Annotated in this window: 13 protein-coding genes and 1 other annotated feature; of the genes, 11 read left to right on the forward strand and 2 right to left on the reverse strand. The window is 45.0% G+C overall.

Going from position 1 to position 17041, the window contains the following annotated elements; genetic code table 11:
* Window positions 1-290 precede the first annotated feature (290 nt).
* A complete protein-coding gene (gene lon, locus J7E35_RS06010) occupies window positions 291-2618 on the forward strand; it encodes an endopeptidase La (protein ID WP_214777935.1) in 2328 nt (775 codons plus the stop codon).
* Complete coding sequence (gene yihA / locus J7E35_RS06015; RefSeq protein WP_214777937.1) at window positions 2615-3199, forward strand: ribosome biogenesis GTP-binding protein YihA/YsxC; 585 nt, start codon at window positions 2615-2617, stop codon at window positions 3197-3199. Before lon ends, yihA begins: the two co-directional genes overlap by 4 nt.
* Before the next feature lie 106 nt (window positions 3200-3305).
* On the opposite strand, the gene J7E35_RS06020 is transcribed toward yihA, so the two are convergent.
* Window positions 3306-3791: a LiaI-LiaF-like domain-containing protein gene (locus J7E35_RS06020; protein WP_214777939.1), complete on the reverse strand. Its 486-nt coding sequence runs from the start codon at window positions 3789-3791 to the stop codon at window positions 3306-3308.
* Between the two features lie 256 nt (window positions 3792-4047).
* Here J7E35_RS06020 and hemA point away from each other — a divergent pair, with 256 nt between their 5' ends.
* From hemA to ysxE, 8 genes are all read left to right on the forward strand, one after another.
* Window positions 4048-5394, forward strand: coding sequence for a glutamyl-tRNA reductase (gene hemA / locus J7E35_RS06025; protein WP_214777941.1), 1347 nt, complete (start codon window positions 4048-4050; stop codon window positions 5392-5394).
* A gap of 11 nt (window positions 5395-5405) precedes the next feature.
* The gene (locus J7E35_RS06030) at window positions 5406-6239 is read left to right on the forward strand and encodes a cytochrome C assembly family protein (RefSeq protein ID WP_214738713.1); all 834 of its coding nucleotides are present in this window, start codon (window positions 5406-5408) and stop codon (window positions 6237-6239) included.
* 12 nt (window positions 6240-6251) lie between these two features.
* Window positions 6252-7187 (forward strand): hydroxymethylbilane synthase, encoded by a 936-nt coding sequence (hemC, locus tag J7E35_RS06035; RefSeq protein WP_214777943.1) that lies wholly within the window; start codon window positions 6252-6254, stop codon window positions 7185-7187.
* Window positions 7184-7960, forward strand: a complete 777-nt coding sequence (locus tag J7E35_RS06040) for a uroporphyrinogen-III synthase (protein WP_214777945.1) — start codon at window positions 7184-7186, stop codon at window positions 7958-7960. Before hemC ends, J7E35_RS06040 begins: the two co-directional genes overlap by 4 nt.
* Before the next feature lie 3 nt (window positions 7961-7963).
* Window positions 7964-8944: a porphobilinogen synthase gene (gene hemB, locus J7E35_RS06045; protein WP_214777947.1), complete on the forward strand. Its 981-nt coding sequence runs from the start codon at window positions 7964-7966 to the stop codon at window positions 8942-8944.
* Window positions 8945-9028: 84 nt separating this feature from the next.
* A complete protein-coding gene (hemL, locus tag J7E35_RS06050) occupies window positions 9029-10321 on the forward strand; it encodes a glutamate-1-semialdehyde 2,1-aminomutase (RefSeq protein ID WP_214778688.1) in 1293 nt (430 codons plus the stop codon).
* Window positions 10322-10992: 671 nt separating this feature from the next.
* On the forward strand, window positions 10993-12174 hold the full coding sequence (gene spoVID, locus J7E35_RS06055) for a stage VI sporulation protein D (RefSeq protein ID WP_214777949.1): 1182 nt from the start codon (window positions 10993-10995) through the stop codon (window positions 12172-12174).
* Window positions 12175-12625: 451 nt separating this feature from the next.
* A complete protein-coding gene (gene ysxE / locus J7E35_RS06060; RefSeq protein ID WP_214777951.1) occupies window positions 12626-13663 on the forward strand; it encodes a spore coat protein YsxE in 1038 nt (345 codons plus the stop codon).
* Between the two features lie 18 nt (window positions 13664-13681).
* On the opposite strand, the gene J7E35_RS06065 is transcribed toward ysxE, so the two are convergent.
* Window positions 13682-13876: a hypothetical protein gene (locus J7E35_RS06065; RefSeq protein ID WP_214777953.1), complete on the reverse strand. Its 195-nt coding sequence runs from the start codon at window positions 13874-13876 to the stop codon at window positions 13682-13684.
* Window positions 13877-14055: 179 nt separating this feature from the next.
* Window positions 14056-14298 (forward strand) — a binding site (T-box leader).
* A gap of 52 nt (window positions 14299-14350) precedes the next feature.
* Between J7E35_RS06065 and J7E35_RS06070 the strand changes: the two genes are divergently transcribed.
* On the forward strand, window positions 14351-16990 hold the full coding sequence (locus tag J7E35_RS06070) for a valine--tRNA ligase (RefSeq protein WP_214777961.1): 2640 nt from the start codon (window positions 14351-14353) through the stop codon (window positions 16988-16990).
* The last annotated feature ends 51 nt before the right edge of the window (window positions 16991-17041 follow it).

Raw genomic sequence — 17041 nt, forward strand, 5'->3', positions numbered from 1 at the left:
AGCAACTTACGAAGAAAAGCGGGTTTATTTTTCCCTGAAAAAGGAAAGAGGGTGTAATAGAGGTTGCCATATTGAAGTTGGAACTTGCAAAAAATAAGATGCCGTTTTCTTTTGAAAGTAACTTCAGATGTGGACATATTTTCGCATAAATATCAGGATACTAATCAATGAGTCAAAACGATGCTAAATGCTCTTGTTATTAGACACTTGAAAATAAATACGATAGAATTGAACAACAAAGTATTATTATACTTATGGTTTGATACAATGCATGTTGGAGGTGCAATGTCATGGCGAATAAGAATGAGCACACTGTCCCACTCCTGCCGCTGCGCGGTTTGCTTGTGTACCCGACGATGGTTCTGCATTTGGACGTAGGACGAGAAAAATCGGTACAGGCATTGGAAAAGGCAATGGTGGATGACCATTTAATCTATCTTACAACCCAAAAGGATATATCCATAGATGAACCAGGCGAGGAGGATATGTACCAAATGGGTACATTGACTCGAGTGAAACAAATGCTGAAGCTCCCGAACGGAACGATCCGCGTGTTGGTTGAAGGGTTGTCCAGAGCTGAAATCACTGAACTTTTTGATGAGAATGACCATTTTTCCTGCAAAGTAAGAACCTTCGAGGATGATGAATCAAAAGATGTCGAAGATGAAGCATTGATGAGGACAATGCTTGAGTATTTCGAACAATACATAAAGATGTCCAAGAAGATTTCTGCGGAAACGTATGCATCTGTTTCTGATATTGAGGAGCCTGGAAGGATGGCGGACATCATTGCCTCCCATCTGCCTCTTAAGCTCAAAGAGAAGCAGGAAATCCTCGAGACGATTGACATCAAGGAACGGATGAATCGTGTCATCGAAATCATCCATAATGAAAAAGAAGTGCTGGGTCTCGAGAAAAAGATTGGCCAGCGTGTAAAGCGTTCGATGGAACGTACCCAAAAGGAATATTATTTGCGTGAGCAGATGAAGGCCATCCAGAAGGAACTTGGTGAAAAGGAAGGAAAGACAGGTGAAATTGCTGAGCTTACCGAAAAAATCGAGCTTGCCGGGATGCCTGAAAATGTGAAGGAAACTGCTTTGAAGGAACTCGACCGTTACGAGAAAGTCCCGACGACTTCTGCTGAAAGCGCAGTAATCCGGAATTATATTGAATGGCTTGTTGCTTTGCCGTGGTCAAAGTCGACAGAGGATGACCTGGATATAAGCAAGGCAGAAAAAATCCTTGATAAGGACCATTACGGACTGGAAAAGGTAAAGGAAAGGGTACTTGAGTATCTAGCTGTCCAGAAGCTTACAAACTCATTAAAAGGACCAATTCTTTGTTTGGCTGGACCTCCGGGAGTCGGTAAAACGAGCTTGGCCAGGTCGATCGCTAAATCCCTGAACCGCAACTTTGTAAGGGTGTCTTTAGGCGGTGTCCGGGATGAGTCAGAAATTCGCGGCCACAGAAGGACTTATGTCGGCGCTATGCCAGGACGAGTCATTCAGGGAATGAAAAAGGCAGGAACGATTAATCCTGTGTTCCTTCTTGATGAAATCGATAAAATGTCCAATGATTTCCGTGGTGATCCTTCTTCTGCAATGCTCGAGGTACTGGATCCGGAACAAAACCATAATTTCAGCGATCATTACATTGAAGAGGCATATGACCTTTCAAAAGTAATGTTCATCGCTACTGCCAATAATCTTTCTACTGTCCCCGGACCATTGCTGGACAGGATGGAGATTATCAATATCGCAGGTTACACAGAGCAGGAAAAACTTCATATCGCCAAAGACCATCTTCTCCCTAGACAAATCAAGGACCATGGTTTATCCAAGTCCCAGCTTCAAATGAAGGATGAAGCATTGACGAAGGTAATTCGATATTACACACGCGAATCTGGTGTCCGTTCACTTGAAAGACAGCTTGCAGCAGTGTGCAGGAAAACAGCGAAAATCGTTGTTTCAGGTGATAAAAAGCGCGTAATCGTAAATGCGAAAAATGTTGAAGAATTCCTTGGCAAGACCAAGTTCAGGTATGGGCAGGCAGAGCTCGAAGACCAGGTGGGAGTAGCCACGGGCCTTGCATATACAACAGTCGGCGGCGACACACTTCAGATTGAAGTCTCCCTGTCACCAGGAAAAGGCAAACTAGTCCTCACTGGTAAGCTCGGGGATGTCATGAAGGAATCTGCGCAGGCTGCATTCAGCTATGTGCGTTCTAAAGCGAAGGATCTGGACATTGATCCGGATTTCCATGAAAAAAATGATATTCACATCCACGTTCCAGAAGGCGCTGTCCCGAAAGATGGACCTTCAGCCGGGATTACGATTGCTACTGCTCTCGTTTCAGCTTTATCAGGAAAGCCGATTCGCAGGGAAGTAGGAATGACTGGAGAAATAACGCTCAGAGGTCGTGTATTGCCAATTGGCGGGCTCAAGGAAAAGTCGTTGAGTGCCCACAGGGCAGGCCTTACCAAGGTTATTTGTCCAAAAGATAATGAAAAAGATATTGACGATATTCCTGAAAGTGTACGTAAGGAGCTTGAATTTGTGTTAGTTTCCCATGTAGATGAAGTATTGAAGCACGCTCTTGCCAGCGGTGATTCTCAATGAAAGTAAATAGTGCAGAAATCGTGATCAGTGCTGTAAGGCCGAATCAATATCCGGAAGGAAATCTTCCGGAGTTCGCCCTTGCAGGCCGGTCAAATGTTGGCAAGTCTTCTTTTATCAATAAAATGCTTAATAGAAAAGCGCTGGCGAGGACTTCGTCAAAGCCAGGGAAAACTCAAACGCTGAATTTTTATTTAATCAATGAAATGATTCATTTTGTTGATGTACCAGGATACGGGTACGCTAAAGTATCCAAGTCCGAACGTGAAGCATGGGGAAAAATGATTGAGACATACATTACTTCCCGAGAACAGTTAAGAGCAATGCTGCTGATCGTGGACCTTAGGCATCCGCCTTCAAAGGATGACGTGATGATGTATGATTTCCTCAAGCACTATGATATCCCAGTCATTATCATCGCGACAAAAGCCGATAAAATCCCAAAATCAAAGTGGCAAAAGCACTTGAAGATTACAAAAGAAACTCTTGATTTAGACCCGGATGATACAATCATTCTTTTCTCTTCAGAAACAGGGGAAGGGAAAGACAAAGCCTGGTCAGTATTAGGGAGTTTCATGAAATAGTCCACGACCAATAAGAAACCCGCACCGAGATCGATCACGGTGCGGGTCTTTTTATCATATTGAAAATAATCTTTTAACTAGATTAGGTCTAGCTTCGGTGCTTTTCTTACTTCCTTTTAATAAACAACAGGTAAACACCAATGAGTACCAAAGCTGCCGGCCAAAATCTCCATGCTGTCGAAACGCCATTTTCCAATAAACCAAGCCATCCGCTGACTCTGTCATAAAACAGCAGCAGTCCTGCTAGAATGAGAAAGAGGACACCGTGGAACAAGCCGTTGCCTGTTTTCTGATATCGCAGCAAAAAGCCAAGGGCGATAATTAAAATGAAAGCTCCAAGGTGATCTGGCCAGAGTGTGAATTGGTTGACCACATGAAAGTGAACACCGAAGCCAACGAGTATCACGCCCGGAAAGATCGCTTCAAAATCCCTGCCCCAATAACCCTGAACTAAAAAGGCGGCTCCGACGATGATCAAAAGTGTCGGCCAAGTATAAAATTCATTGAACAATGAAACATTTTCCTGCTGAAGATAAAAATAGATTCCAAAACCGATTAATATCATTCCTGGTATAATTCTCTGATTTTTCATTCTTTCACCACTTCCAGAAAGGCTCACTTGAATTAAAGGACAAACTTTGATAAGGTACATTAGGGAGTATGTTTATTTGCTTTTGATATAGTATAAAAGTATAACAAACAGACTGAAGAGATCGTTCAATTTAATCAAAGCTATTATATATATTTTTTCAATAGTTGTTCACATTTACAACGTTAAAAGGGAAAAAACGTCATGTATAATTGCCTTAGCCAATTATGCAATTTCTATGTGGGGGTGTCAATTCATAATGCATATTATCGTTGTCGGTCTTAACTATAAAACTGCCCCTGTCGAAATCCGTGAAAGATTGACATTCAACGAAGCAAACCTTGGTGAAGCAATGGGTGCACTTCAGGAAAAGAAGAGCATCCTGGAAAATGTCATCGTATCAACTTGCAACCGTACAGAAATATATGCTGTCGTGGATCAGCTTCATACAGGCAGATATTATATCAAGGAGTTTTTATCTGAATGGTTCGGGATTCCTCAGACAGAATTTACGCCCTTCCTGTTCATCTATGAACAAGACGGGGCTATTGAGCATTTATTCAAGGTTTCATGCGGTTTGAATTCCATGGTACTGGGTGAAACCCAGATCCTTGGGCAGGTGCGTTCAAGTTTCATGCTAGGACTTGAAAGGAACACGACTGGAACAGTCTTCAACCAGCTGTTCAAACAGGCAGTCACTATTGCCAAGCGCGGCCATTCTGAAACAGATATCGGTGCGAATGCTGTTTCTGTAAGCTACGCGGCTGTTGAGCTTGCCAAGAAGATTTTCGGCACTCTTGACCAGAAGCATGTCCTGATTCTTGGTGCTGGGAAAATGGGTGAGCTTGCGATCCAGAACCTTCATGCAAATGGTGCCAAGAAGGTGACAGTCATCAACCGTACTTACCAGAAAGCTGAGGATTTGGCGAACCGTTTCTCAGGCAAGGCGAAAACACTGGATGAACTTCAAACTGCGCTTGTGGATGCGGATATCCTAATCAGTTCAACAGGTGCGAAGAACTTTGTTGTCACGAAGGATATGATGGCAAAGGTCGAGCAAAAGCGAAAAGGAAAACCATTATTCATGGTGGATATTGCGGTGCCGCGTGATCTTGATCCGGAAATCGCGACGCTTGAAAATGTCTTCCTTTATGATATCGATGATCTAGAGGGCATCGTGGAAGCGAATCTGCAGGAACGTCAGAAGGCAGCAGAGAAAATTCTGATCATGATTGAAAGTGAGATCGTCCAATTCAAACAGTGGCTCAATACACTTGGTGTCGTGCCGGTCATTTCTGCGTTGAGGGTCAAAGCCCTTTCAATCCAGCAAGAAACAATGGACAGCATCGAACGCAAACTGCCTCATCTATCTGATCGTGATATTAAAGTCCTTAACAAGCATACAAAAAGCATCATTAATCAGCTCCTTAAGGACCCAATCCTGCAGGCGAAAGAGCTTGCGGCTGGTCCGGCTGCTGAGGAAGCACTCGATTTATTCGTGAAGATTTTCAATATTGAACAGCTCGTCGCTGAACAAGAAGGAATGAAAACAGCTGAAACCAAGCAGGTAAAAGTTCCTTCGCCTCAGGCTTCTTTTCAGCCGTAGAGGTGGTGCCCATGGGTGATCTTTATATTACACGTCTCCATGAAATAACCATTGTGATTTATGCGGCCAGCGTGCTCTTATACTTTATCGATTTTCTTAACAGTAACCGGAGGGCAAACCAAATTGCCTTCTGGTTACTTGCATTTGTTTGGGGTTTCCAGACGATTTTCCTGTTGTATTACATGATTGACCAAGGCCGGTTCCCAGTTCTGACCCTTTTTGAGGGGCTTTACTTTTATGCATGGGTGCTGGTCACGCTGTCGCTGGCAATCAATAAGCTTTTAAAAGTAGATTTCATTGTCTTTTTTACAAATATCCTTGGATTCATCATCATGGCGATCCATACATTCGCACCAGTCCAATATGATTCAAATGTTATGTCCGAACAGCTTGTATCGGAACTTTTGCTCATCCATATCACGATGGCGATCTTGTCATATGGGGCATTTTCGATCTCAGTGGTCTTTTCGCTGCTATATCTCATTCAATATGACCTTTTAAAGCGAAAAAAGTGGGGGAAGCTGTTATGGAGGATAACAGATTTAACGAAATTGGATTATTGGTCATACATATTGAATGTCATCGGAGTGCCGATGCTGATCCTGAGCCTGATTCTCGGGCTCCAATGGGCATGGATCAAGGTACCTGACCTTGCCTGGTATGATGCCAAGCTGATAGGCTCGTTCATCGTACTCGCTGTCTATAGCATCTACCTGTATTTAAGGGTTGGCAAAGAAATGTATGGGAAATCGCTTGCCCTTTGGAATGTCGCATCGTTCCTGATTGTATTAATCAACTTTTTCCTTTTCGGAAAATTATCATCTTTCCATTTTTGGTACCAATAATAGGAGGCTGTCATGAGAAAAATTATCGTTGGCTCCAGACGGAGTAAGCTAGCATTGACACAAACAAACTGGGTAATAGAGCAGCTGAAAAAACTAGGTGCGCCTTTTGAGTTCGAAGTGAAAGAAATTGTCACAAAAGGAGACAAAATTCTTGATGTAACTTTATCAAAGGTTGGCGGAAAAGGCCTTTTCGTAAAAGAAATCGAACAGGCTATGCTTGATAAAGAAATAGATATGGCTGTCCACAGCATGAAGGATATGCCTGCCGTACTTCCTGATGGACTTGTCATCGGATCAATTCCAGAGAGGGAAGACCACCGTGATGTCCTGATTTCAAACGGCCATGTTGCTTTTAACGATCTGAAACCAGGTTCTGTCATCGGAACAAGCAGCCTGCGCAGGAGTGCCCAGCTGCTGGCTCAGCGGCCTGATCTTGAAATGAAGTGGATTCGCGGAAATATCGATACAAGGATCGCTAAGCTTGAAACAGAAGACTATGATGGCATTATCCTTGCTGCTGCCGGTTTGAAGCGCATGGGATGGGCCAGTGATACAGTAACTGAGTTCATCAATGAGGATATTTGTGTACCAGCTGTCGGCCAGGGCGCGCTTTCAATCGAGTGCCGCGGCGATGATGAAGAGCTTCTTCAATTGCTCCAAAAATTCACTTCTGCTGAAACAAGTGCGACTGTCAGGGCCGAAAGAGCATTCCTTCACAAGATGGAGGGCGGATGCCAGGTACCGATTGCAGGATATGCATATCTTAATGACAAGGAAGAAATCGTCCTGACAGCACTTGTTGGTTCTCCAGATGGAAAGACCATTTTCAAGGAACAGGTAACAGGAACAAACCCTGAGGAGCTAGGCGAGCTTGCAGCTGACAAGCTGATCAGCCAGGGAGCGAAAGACCTGATCGACCAGGTAAAACAGGAGCTTGATAGTGAATGATTCCAGCGCATTCGCTGCAAAATAAAACGGTCATGATTCCAAGGGGAAAGGCTCACGCGAAGTCTTTCTCCGAATTGGTTGCTAGAAATGGAGGGATTCCGGTGGAGATCCCTCTTATTGCCTTTCAGCCGGTTGCAGCATCTGAAAAACTACTTAAAACACTTGCTAATTTACATACCTACGATTGGATTATTTTTACGAGTAATGTTACGGTGGAAACCTTTTATACCTTTTTGAAAAAGGGACAGGCTCTTCCGCCAAAAATAGCCGTGATCGGCGAAAAAACGAAAAAAGTCCTCTTGGACATGGGTGAAACGGTCGACTTTGTTCCAGAAGAATATGTTGCCGAAGGATTTATCGATGAGTTTTTACCACATGTCAATCAGGGTGAGAGAGTCCTGATTCCAAAAGGGAACCTGGCCAGGGATTATATCTCTGCTGCATTGAAAGAAAAGGGCGCAATTGTTGATGAAATCATCATCTATGAAACATTCATGCCTGATGAAAGCAGAAGCAAGCTCGTTAAGATGCTATCTGAAGAAAGTCTTGATATACTTACATTTACAAGCCCTTCTACGATTGACCACTTTATGAAAATCGTTGAGGAAAATCAATTAAGAGACAAGCTGGAGCACCGCATCGTTGCCTGCATCGGCCCTGTATCCAAAAGGAAGGCAGAGCAGCGGGGATTGAAAGTGCATGCCATGCCGGAAAAATACACCGTTGAAGAGATGCTGAAAAGCGTTGCCAAGTTTATAAATATTGGAGGGTAATCCATGAAACACCTTGAATTCAGCCGACACCGCCGTCTTCGCCAATCAGCGAATATGCGCGCTCTAGTACGTGAAAACTATCTTCGCACTGAAGACCTGATCTACCCGCTTTTTGTCGTTGAAGGAGAAAATGTGAAAAAAGAAGTTTCTTCAATGCCCGGAGTCTATCAACTATCCCTTGATAACCTAAAAGAAGAAATCAATGAAGTGGATTCTTTGGGCATTAAATCCGTGCTGCTTTTCGGTGTTCCGAATGAAAAAGATGAAGTAGGCTGTCAGGCGTATCATGATCACGGAATTTTGCAGGAAGCGATTCGAGTCATTAAAAAGGATTTTCCTGATATGGTTGTCATCGCCGATACATGTCTGTGTGAATACACTAGCCATGGCCATTGCGGCGTCATCGAGGATGGCAAGGTTCTCAATGATCCATCCCTTGAACTGCTCGGAAAGACAGCTGTCAGTCAGGCTAAAGCTGGAGCGGACATCATCGCACCATCGAATATGATGGACGGTTTTGTTACAGCGATTCGTTTTGCTTTGGATGAAGCAGGATTCCAGGATGTGCCGATCATGTCTTACGCTGTTAAATATTCTTCTGCATTTTACGGTCCATTCCGTGAAGCGGCAGAAAGCACGCCACAGTTCGGTGACCGTAAATCCTACCAGATGGATCCGGCAAACCGGATCGAAGCGATGCGTGAAGCTGAATCAGATGTCATGGAAGGAGCTGACTTCCTGATCGTCAAGCCAGGCATGCCTTACCTTGATATCGTCCGTGACGTGAAAAACAACTTCAACCTGCCAGTTGTCATTTATAATGTCAGCGGTGAATATTCAATGGTCAAAGCAGCAGCTCAGAACGGCTGGGTCGACGAAAAGAGCATCGTCATGGAAATGCTGACAGGTATGAAACGCGCAGGGTCAGACCTGATCATCACCTATCACGCGAAGGATGCAGCACGCTGGCTGAAGGAACAATAAAGATAAATGCTTTGACGATGTCTCTGGCAGTCATAATGGCTGGAACTGAATCTCTGGAGTCAATTAATAGAAATGAGGGATAATATGCGCTCATATGATAAATCGATAGAAGCTTTCAAGGAAGCGACAGAACTTTTGCCGGGAGGAGTTAACAGTCCCGTCCGCGCATTCAAGTCTGTCGATATGGATCCTATCTTCATGGAAAAAGGAAAAGGTTCTAAAATCTATGACATCGATGGCAACGAGTATATAGACTATGTATTGTCATGGGGACCACTGATTCTTGGACACACGAACGAGAAGGTCGTAGAGGGAATCAAGAAAGTGGCGGAGCTTGGGACAAGCTTCGGCGCACCGACAGTTGTCGAGAATGAGCTTGCACAATTAGTCATTGACCGTGTGCCATCAATCGAAATGGTGAGGATGGTATCTTCGGGAACTGAGGCAACGATGAGTGCATTGCGCCTGGCGCGTGGGTATACAGGCCGGAATAAAATCCTGAAGTTTGAAGGCTGCTACCATGGACATGGCGACTCATTGCTGATTAAAGCAGGCTCAGGCGTCGCTACACTAGGCTTGCCAGACAGCCCGGGTGTTCCAGAGGGAGTTGCCAAAAACACGATTACAGTACCTTACAATGACCTTGAAAGCGTCCGTTACGCATTCGAGCAGTTTGGTGATGATATTGCTGGTGTAATCGTTGAACCAGTGGCCGGGAACATGGGTGTTGTTCCTCCAGTTGAAGGCTTCCTGGAAGGTTTGCGCGAAATCACGACCCAGTATGGCACGGTATTGATTTTTGATGAGGTCATGACAGGCTTCCGTGTAGGCTATAACTGTGCGCAGGGCTTTTACAATGTAACGCCAGACCTGACATGCCTCGGAAAAGTAATCGGCGGCGGACTTCCGGTAGGCGCATACGGCGGTAAGAGGGAGATCATGGAGCAAATCGCTCCAAGCGGTCCTATTTACCAGGCGGGAACGCTATCAGGCAACCCGCTGGCGATGACAGCTGGCCTCGAGACATTGAAGCAGCTGACACCGGAATCGTACAAAGAATTTGAACGCAAAGCCGTTATTCTTGAAAACGGTTTGAAAGCTTCGGCTGAGAAATACGGGATCCCGCACACAATCAACCGTGCAGGATCAATGATCGGCATCTTCTTCACAAATGAAAATGTCATCAACTATGAATTGGCCAGACAATCGAATCTGGAATTCTTTGCAGCATACTATCGTGAAATGGCGAATGAAGGAGTCTTCCTGCCGCCATCACAGTTCGAAGGATTATTCCTTTCAACAGCACACACTGACGAAGACCTGCAGAAAACAATCGAAGCAGCTGAGAAGGCATTTGCGAAGCTTCAGGAAAAATAATTAGGATGACACTCTCCATTTTTGGGGAGTGTTTTTTATTGGTCTATGCTGTATTTTGATCAGACAAAATTGAGAGATCTCAACTGGATTTTAGTAGTCCAGGTTCGGACAAAAGGCGGTTGGTTTCACTTAACTTTGTCCGAAGTAGCCCCATGTTCGGACAAAACACGGTCGTATTCTTTTGATTTTGTCCGAAGTAGTCCCAGGTTCGGACAAAAGATGGTCGTATTCTTGTAACTTTGTCTGAAGTAGCCCCAGGTTCGGACAAAAGATGGTCGTATTCTTGTAACTTTGTCCGAAGTAGTCCCATGTTCGGACAAAAGGCGGTTGGTTTCACTTAACTTTGTCCGAAGTAGTCCCAGGTTCGGACAAAAGATGGTCGTATTCTTGTAACTTTGTCTGAAGTAGCCCCAGGTTCGGACAAAAGGCGGTTGGTTTCACTAAGCTTTGTCCGAAGTAGCTCCAGGTTCGGACAAAACCCCGTCATTTTCCACGTGAATATCTCCCTGGCTTTAATTTTGCTCAAGCATTTTCCTTAAGTAGGAATCCGCTTCAAACAATCCCTTTCCAACTCCTTTTTATGTTCTAAATTATCATAAAAGTAAATACAGACTCATAAAGTGTTAATGACATAGTGATTTTACGTTTAAGGAATGAAAGGAGGAGTCGCTTTGTCTCAGGGGAATCAATCGTGCCTGCGATTTTCATTAGAAGAGTCTGTGTGGTTTCAAAGAGGACAGGAAGTCGCGGAGCTAGTCTCGATTTCACTCGATCCGAATATAACCATCCAGGAAAATGAACAATACGTATCCATTCGCGGATCGCTGGAGTTGACTGGGGAATATACATGCCATGAACAGCAGCAAGAGGATGATAGTCAAATCGCAGCTCTTAAGTACGTGCATTCTGTCATGGAAAGGGAAGAAGGGGTCTATGAATTCCTTCATCGTTTCCCGGTAGATATCACAATTCCTAAAAACCGGATCGAAAGCATCTATGACATTGACATTCAGGTGGAAGGTTTCGATTATGTTTTTCCAGAAAAAGACCGCCTGAAGCTGAATGCTGACCTTGCCATCACTGGCCTGTACGGCGAACAGCAGCATGAAGCCGATCAGGATGCTGACCGTGAAGAGGCGGAGGAACTGGAAGTCAGCTACCGCGAGGAGGCTACTGCAGAGGTTGAGGATGACTTTGCAGCGGAAGCTGAAGCAGATTCAGAGACCGATAACCAGGAAGAGAGAGAGGAACAAGAGTTCCCGGAAGCTCCTGCCTATTCCTTCGTCCAGCAAAATGAAACATTAAATGAACAGGAAGAGCAGGACTCCTACGAAGAAGAACTGTATGCGCCATTCAGGGCAGAAGCAAAGAAATCGCTAGATGCAGAAGAAGCATCTGAACCTGAATTGCAAGAGCAAAGAGAGCAACAACAAGTTCCTGAGTATGCTTTAAATGACTTCAGAGGTGAGCCGGAGCCGGTTGCGGAGGTCGAAATAGAGCAAGAGGAAGCGGAAGTCGAACTGGAGGCAGAGGACCAGCCAGAAGCAGAAAATCAGCCTGCTGAAATGGAAGAGTCTCCTGAAAGCTCATCCTCCCCAATATTGAAAAAGAAGAAGCCGAATATGAAACAAGGCATTTCGATTGCTGAATTCTTAGCTCGTAAGGAAGAAGGAACTGAGGTTGCAAAAATAAGAGTGTGTATTGTCCAGCAAGGCGATTCACTTCAATCGATTTCCGAACGATATGATGTGCCAGTCCAGCAGCTTCTGCGGGTGAATCATCTGAGCATCGACCATGAGGTACATGAAGGCCAGGTACTATATGTCCCGGGCGTAGCCGTTCACAATAGCTAACATTTTTCACTTTATAAGTATAAAAATTTTGCACTACGATTAGTGTCCAGCTCTTGCGCCTAGCCCTTCGAGTCGCTTCGGCCGTCCCATGAAGTCAAAGAACGACTTCAGCGGTCGGCCCTCTATGCACAGGACGTGCAGACCCGCCAGCAACACGATATGGCGTTTTTAGGCGGGCAGCGCTTGGCGGGGCTGACCAAGGCGCTTGCGCTTTTATTTGTAGCAACGCCTTGTCCAAAAGGAGGCTGGTTGTCAGGGCTGGCTTGGCTGCTGGCTGGGATTGCTATAGCTTTTAGTATGGGCAGGTGTCTAACACCTGCCCAGATTTATTTATTCAAGAATAAATAGGTCTAATGCTCAATTCGAGAATTGTCCAGCTTCTTCGCTTGTTGGGGCTGACCAAGGCGCTTAGGCTTTTCTAAATATATGTCCAGAAAGTAGGCGAGATTCGATGGATGATCGCAATTTTTTAAAAGAAGAGTCTGCAGTATTAAAGCAATATCCTATCGATCCTTATTTTGCAGAGGATTTTGGCAAAGTGAAAAAAGTTTATACAAAATCGGGGACTTTCGCTTTGAAAAAAATCCACCCGTATGAGGGGACAGATTTTATCAAACATATCCAGCACCTTTATCAAAAAGGCTATAACAGGATTGTCCCAGTCTATCCGGCAAATGACGGAAGATATGCAGTGTTGCATAATAAGTCCCTGTATTATTTAATGCCGTGGATGCCGAATGAGACAAGAGAGGAACAGTCTCAAAGACACCAGCAGCTGTTCAGGGAATTGGCGAGGATGCATACATTGTCCGTCAAGGAACTTGAAATAAGTGCAGAAGTGAAGCAGGAGCATTATGAAAGGACATTGAAAGAATGGGAAAAGGAAGAAGAATTCATTAATGGTTTTCTTGAAAGCTGTGAGAACAGGGTATATATGTCCCCGTTTGAACTGACATTCTGCCTGTATTATATCCAGATTCGCCAGGCAATCCAGTTCGCCAAGCAAAAGCTGGAGACATGGAGTGAAAAAACGAAGGAGCAAAAGAAAACGAGGACAGTCACGCTTCACGGTAAGGTCTCTCCTGAACACTTCCTGTTTGATGAAAGAGGGTACGGGTATTTCATCAATTTCGAGAAGGCGAGGCAAGGGTCCCCAATCCAGGATATGCTCCCATTCCTGGCAAGGTCTCTGAAAACCCAGCCCAAGTATGGAGATGAAATTATCGACTGGATTTATGTATATCTGAAATACTTTCCTTTCCGAGAGGACGAAATGCAGCTATTTATGAGTTATCTTGCTTTTCCGTCAGGCATTATCCGGGTTGCGGAGATGTACCATCAGCGCAGGACAGAAGTGGATGAAAGGAAGTTTGTCCAAAAGCTGCAGCGACAATACTGGCTCTTGAGCAATACGGGTTACGTAGTGACCAAGATTGACGAAATGGAAAAACAAAAGGAGCAGGCAAAACAAGAAGGAGCCCAGAGCTAAAAGATGCTCTCAGGCTCCTTAAATTATTTCGAATTTTATCGCAAGGGCAATAAGGATGAATATCGTTAACAGGAAGACATCAAATGTCGTCGGAAAAAACAGGGTTCGGATTCCCTGGAAAACGCAAAAAGGAATAATGAGCTGAGCGCATACTGCCCGCGCCGTCCTTGCCCACTTTGGGAGTGTATAAGGATTATACCTTCGTCTCTTCATCGCCATCCCTCCAAACAATCAGGTATCCCTTTTTTTATTCTATGAGTGAGAGGCCGAAAAAGTGCTTATTGTTCGCACATCAAGGAGCAAAAAGTATAAAATAATAAAAAAAAGGAAATGATGATTGACGTCAATCCACTTTTTTGGGTAGTATATCTAATATACAAAACACATAATAAAGCAAAGCTTTGACAGGGAAGAGTACATGAGCAGCCAGCTTAAAGAGAGGGAGTCCATTAGCTGCGAGGACTTCTAAGCGGAACCATGGAAGGTCGCCCTTGAGCATCGCCTGGGAACGGAATGACTCCCAGTAACAGGCGACGGTGAAGAACCGTTATCCATATTTGAGCCAGCAACAAAACTGTTTTTACCGTTGCTGGGAAAAAAGGTGGTACCGCGAACAAACTCCATTCGTCCTTTTATGGCGAATGGAGTTTTTTATTTTTGAAATGCATTTGAATGGAGGAAAAACTGATGGAAGAGAATTTGTCTATGCCGACTAAATACGATCCGTCTTCAATTGAGCAAGGACGTTATGAATGGTGGATCAAGGGTAAGTTTTTCGAAGCAAAGGATGACGAAACGAAAAAGCCTTATACAATCGTGATCCCCCCGCCAAACGTAACTGGAAAGCTTCACCTTGGCCATGCATGGGATACAGCGCTTCAGGATATCCTGACGCGAATGAAGCGCATGCAGGGCTATGATGTACTTTGGCTCCCGGGGATGGACCATGCAGGCATCGCGACACAGGCGAAGGTCGACGAGAAACTTCGCAGCCAGGGCATCAACCGATACGAGCTTGGCCGTGAAAAGTTTTTGGAAGAATCGTGGAAGTGGAAAGAGGAATATGCTCAGCATATCCGGAAGCAGTGGTCAAAGCTTGGGCTGGGACTGGATTACAGCCGCGAGCGCTTCACATTGGATGAAGGTCTATCCAAGGCGGTAAAAGAAGTATTCGTTTCTTTATACCGCAAAGGCCTTATCTACCGCGGCGAATACATCATCAACTGGGACCCTGCAGCGAAAACGGCTTTATCTGACATTGAGGTTATCCATAAAGATGTCCAGGGTGCTTTCTACCATATAAGATATCCTCTGGCAGATGGCAGCGGCCATATCGAAATCGCGACGACAAGACCGGAAACCATGCTTGGCGATACTGCGGTTGCGGTTCATCCGGAAGATGACCGCTACAAGCATTTAATCGGCAAAACGGTTATTCTGCCAATCGTTGGCCGTGAAATCCCGATTGTCGGCGACGATTATGTTGATATGGAGTTTGGTTCAGGCGCAGTTAAAATCACTCCTGCACATGACCCTAACGACTTTGAAATTGGCAACCGCCATAACCTTGAAAGAGTCCTAGTCATGAACGAAGACGGCTCAATGAACGCAAAAGCCGGCAAATATCAGGGTATGGACCGCTTCGAGTGCCGCAAGCAAATCGTCAAGGATCTTCAGGATGAAGGCGTACTGTTCAAGATTGAAGAGCACATGCACTCGGTAGGACACTCTGAGCGAAGCGGAGCAGTAGTAGAGCCTTATCTTTCAACTCAATGGTTCGTTAAAATGCAGCCGCTTGCTGATGAAGCAATCGCACTTCAAGGCAAAGATGAGAAGGTTAACTTCGTTCCTGATCGCTTTGAAAACACTTATATGCGCTGGATGGAAAACATCCGCGACTGGTGTATTTCCCGTCAGCTTTGGTGGGGCCACCGAATTCCTGCCTGGTACCATAAAGAAACAGGCGAGGTATACGTTGACCATGAGCCTCCAGCAGACCCTGAGAACTGGGAACAGGACAATGATGTTCTAGACACTTGGTTCAGCTCGGCGTTATGGCCGTTCTCAACAATGGGCTGGCCGGATGAAGATGCAGCGGATTATAAACGACACTATCCAACTGATGCCCTCGTAACGGGTTATGACATCATCTTCTTCTGGGTATCACGGATGATTTTCCAGGGACTTGAGTTCACTGGACAGAGACCATTCAAAGATGTACTGATCCACGGACTCGTTCGTGCAGAAGATGGCCGCAAGATGAGTAAGTCACTTGGAAATGGTGTTGACCCGATGGATGTCATCGACGAGTACGGCGCCGACTCACTCCGCTACTTCCTGACAACAGGAAGCTCACCGGGCCAGGACCTGCGCTACAGCACTGAAAAGGTTGAAGCGACCTGGAATTTTGCCAATAAAATTTGGAATGCATCACGTTTTGCCTTGATGAACATGAATGGCCTGAAATATGAAGAAATCGATTTGAGCGGGGAGAAATCCGTTGCCGACAAGTGGATTTTGACTAGGCTGAATGAAACGATTGAAACAGTGACAAGGCTGTCAGACCGCTATGAGTTCGGCGAAGTCGGCAGGGCTCTATACAACTTCATCTGGGATGATTTCTGTGACTGGTATATCGAAATGGCAAAGCTTCCGCTCTACGGCGAAGATGAAGCAGCCAAGAAGACGACAAGATCGATTCTTGCATACGTTCTTGATAACACAATGCGTCTGCTTCACCCATTCATGCCATTCATTACAGAAGAAATCTGGCAGAACCTTCCGCATGAAGGGGAGTCCATCACGGTTGCAAGCTGGCCGAAGGTTGATCCTGCTCTGACTGATAAAGATGCAGCAGACGATATGAAGCTGCTGGTTGAAGTCATCCGCGCAGTGAGGAACATCCGCTCGGAGGTAAATACTCCGCTCAGCAAGAAGGTTGATATGTTCCTGAAGGCAAAGGATGAAAAGACATTAAGCATGCTTGAGAATAACCGCGGCTATATCGTCCGTTTCTGTAATCCAGAGAACCTGGAAATCGGGCTTCAAGTCAACGCTCCTGAAAAAGCGATGACAGCTGTCGCTACTGGACTTGAAATCATCATGCCGCTTGAAGGCCTGATCAACATCGATGAAGAAATTGCCCGCCTTCAAAAGGAAAAAGAGAAGCTCGATAAAGAAGTAGAACGTGTACAGAAGAAGCTTGCTAACGAAGGCTTCGTTAAAAAAGCTCCGGAGAAAGTCATCGAAGAAGAGCGCGCAAAAGAAAAAGACTATCTGGAAAAACGTGCAGCAGTCGAAGCGCGTATCAGTGAATTAAGAAACTAATTTTAGATAAAAAATTTGAAGGCGAACCAGTATTGGTTCGTCTTCATCTTG

It is taken from the genome of Bacillus sp. ISL-45 (genome assembly GCF_018613195.1).
Taxonomy (GTDB): domain Bacteria; phylum Bacillota; class Bacilli; order Bacillales; family Cytobacillaceae; genus Mesobacillus.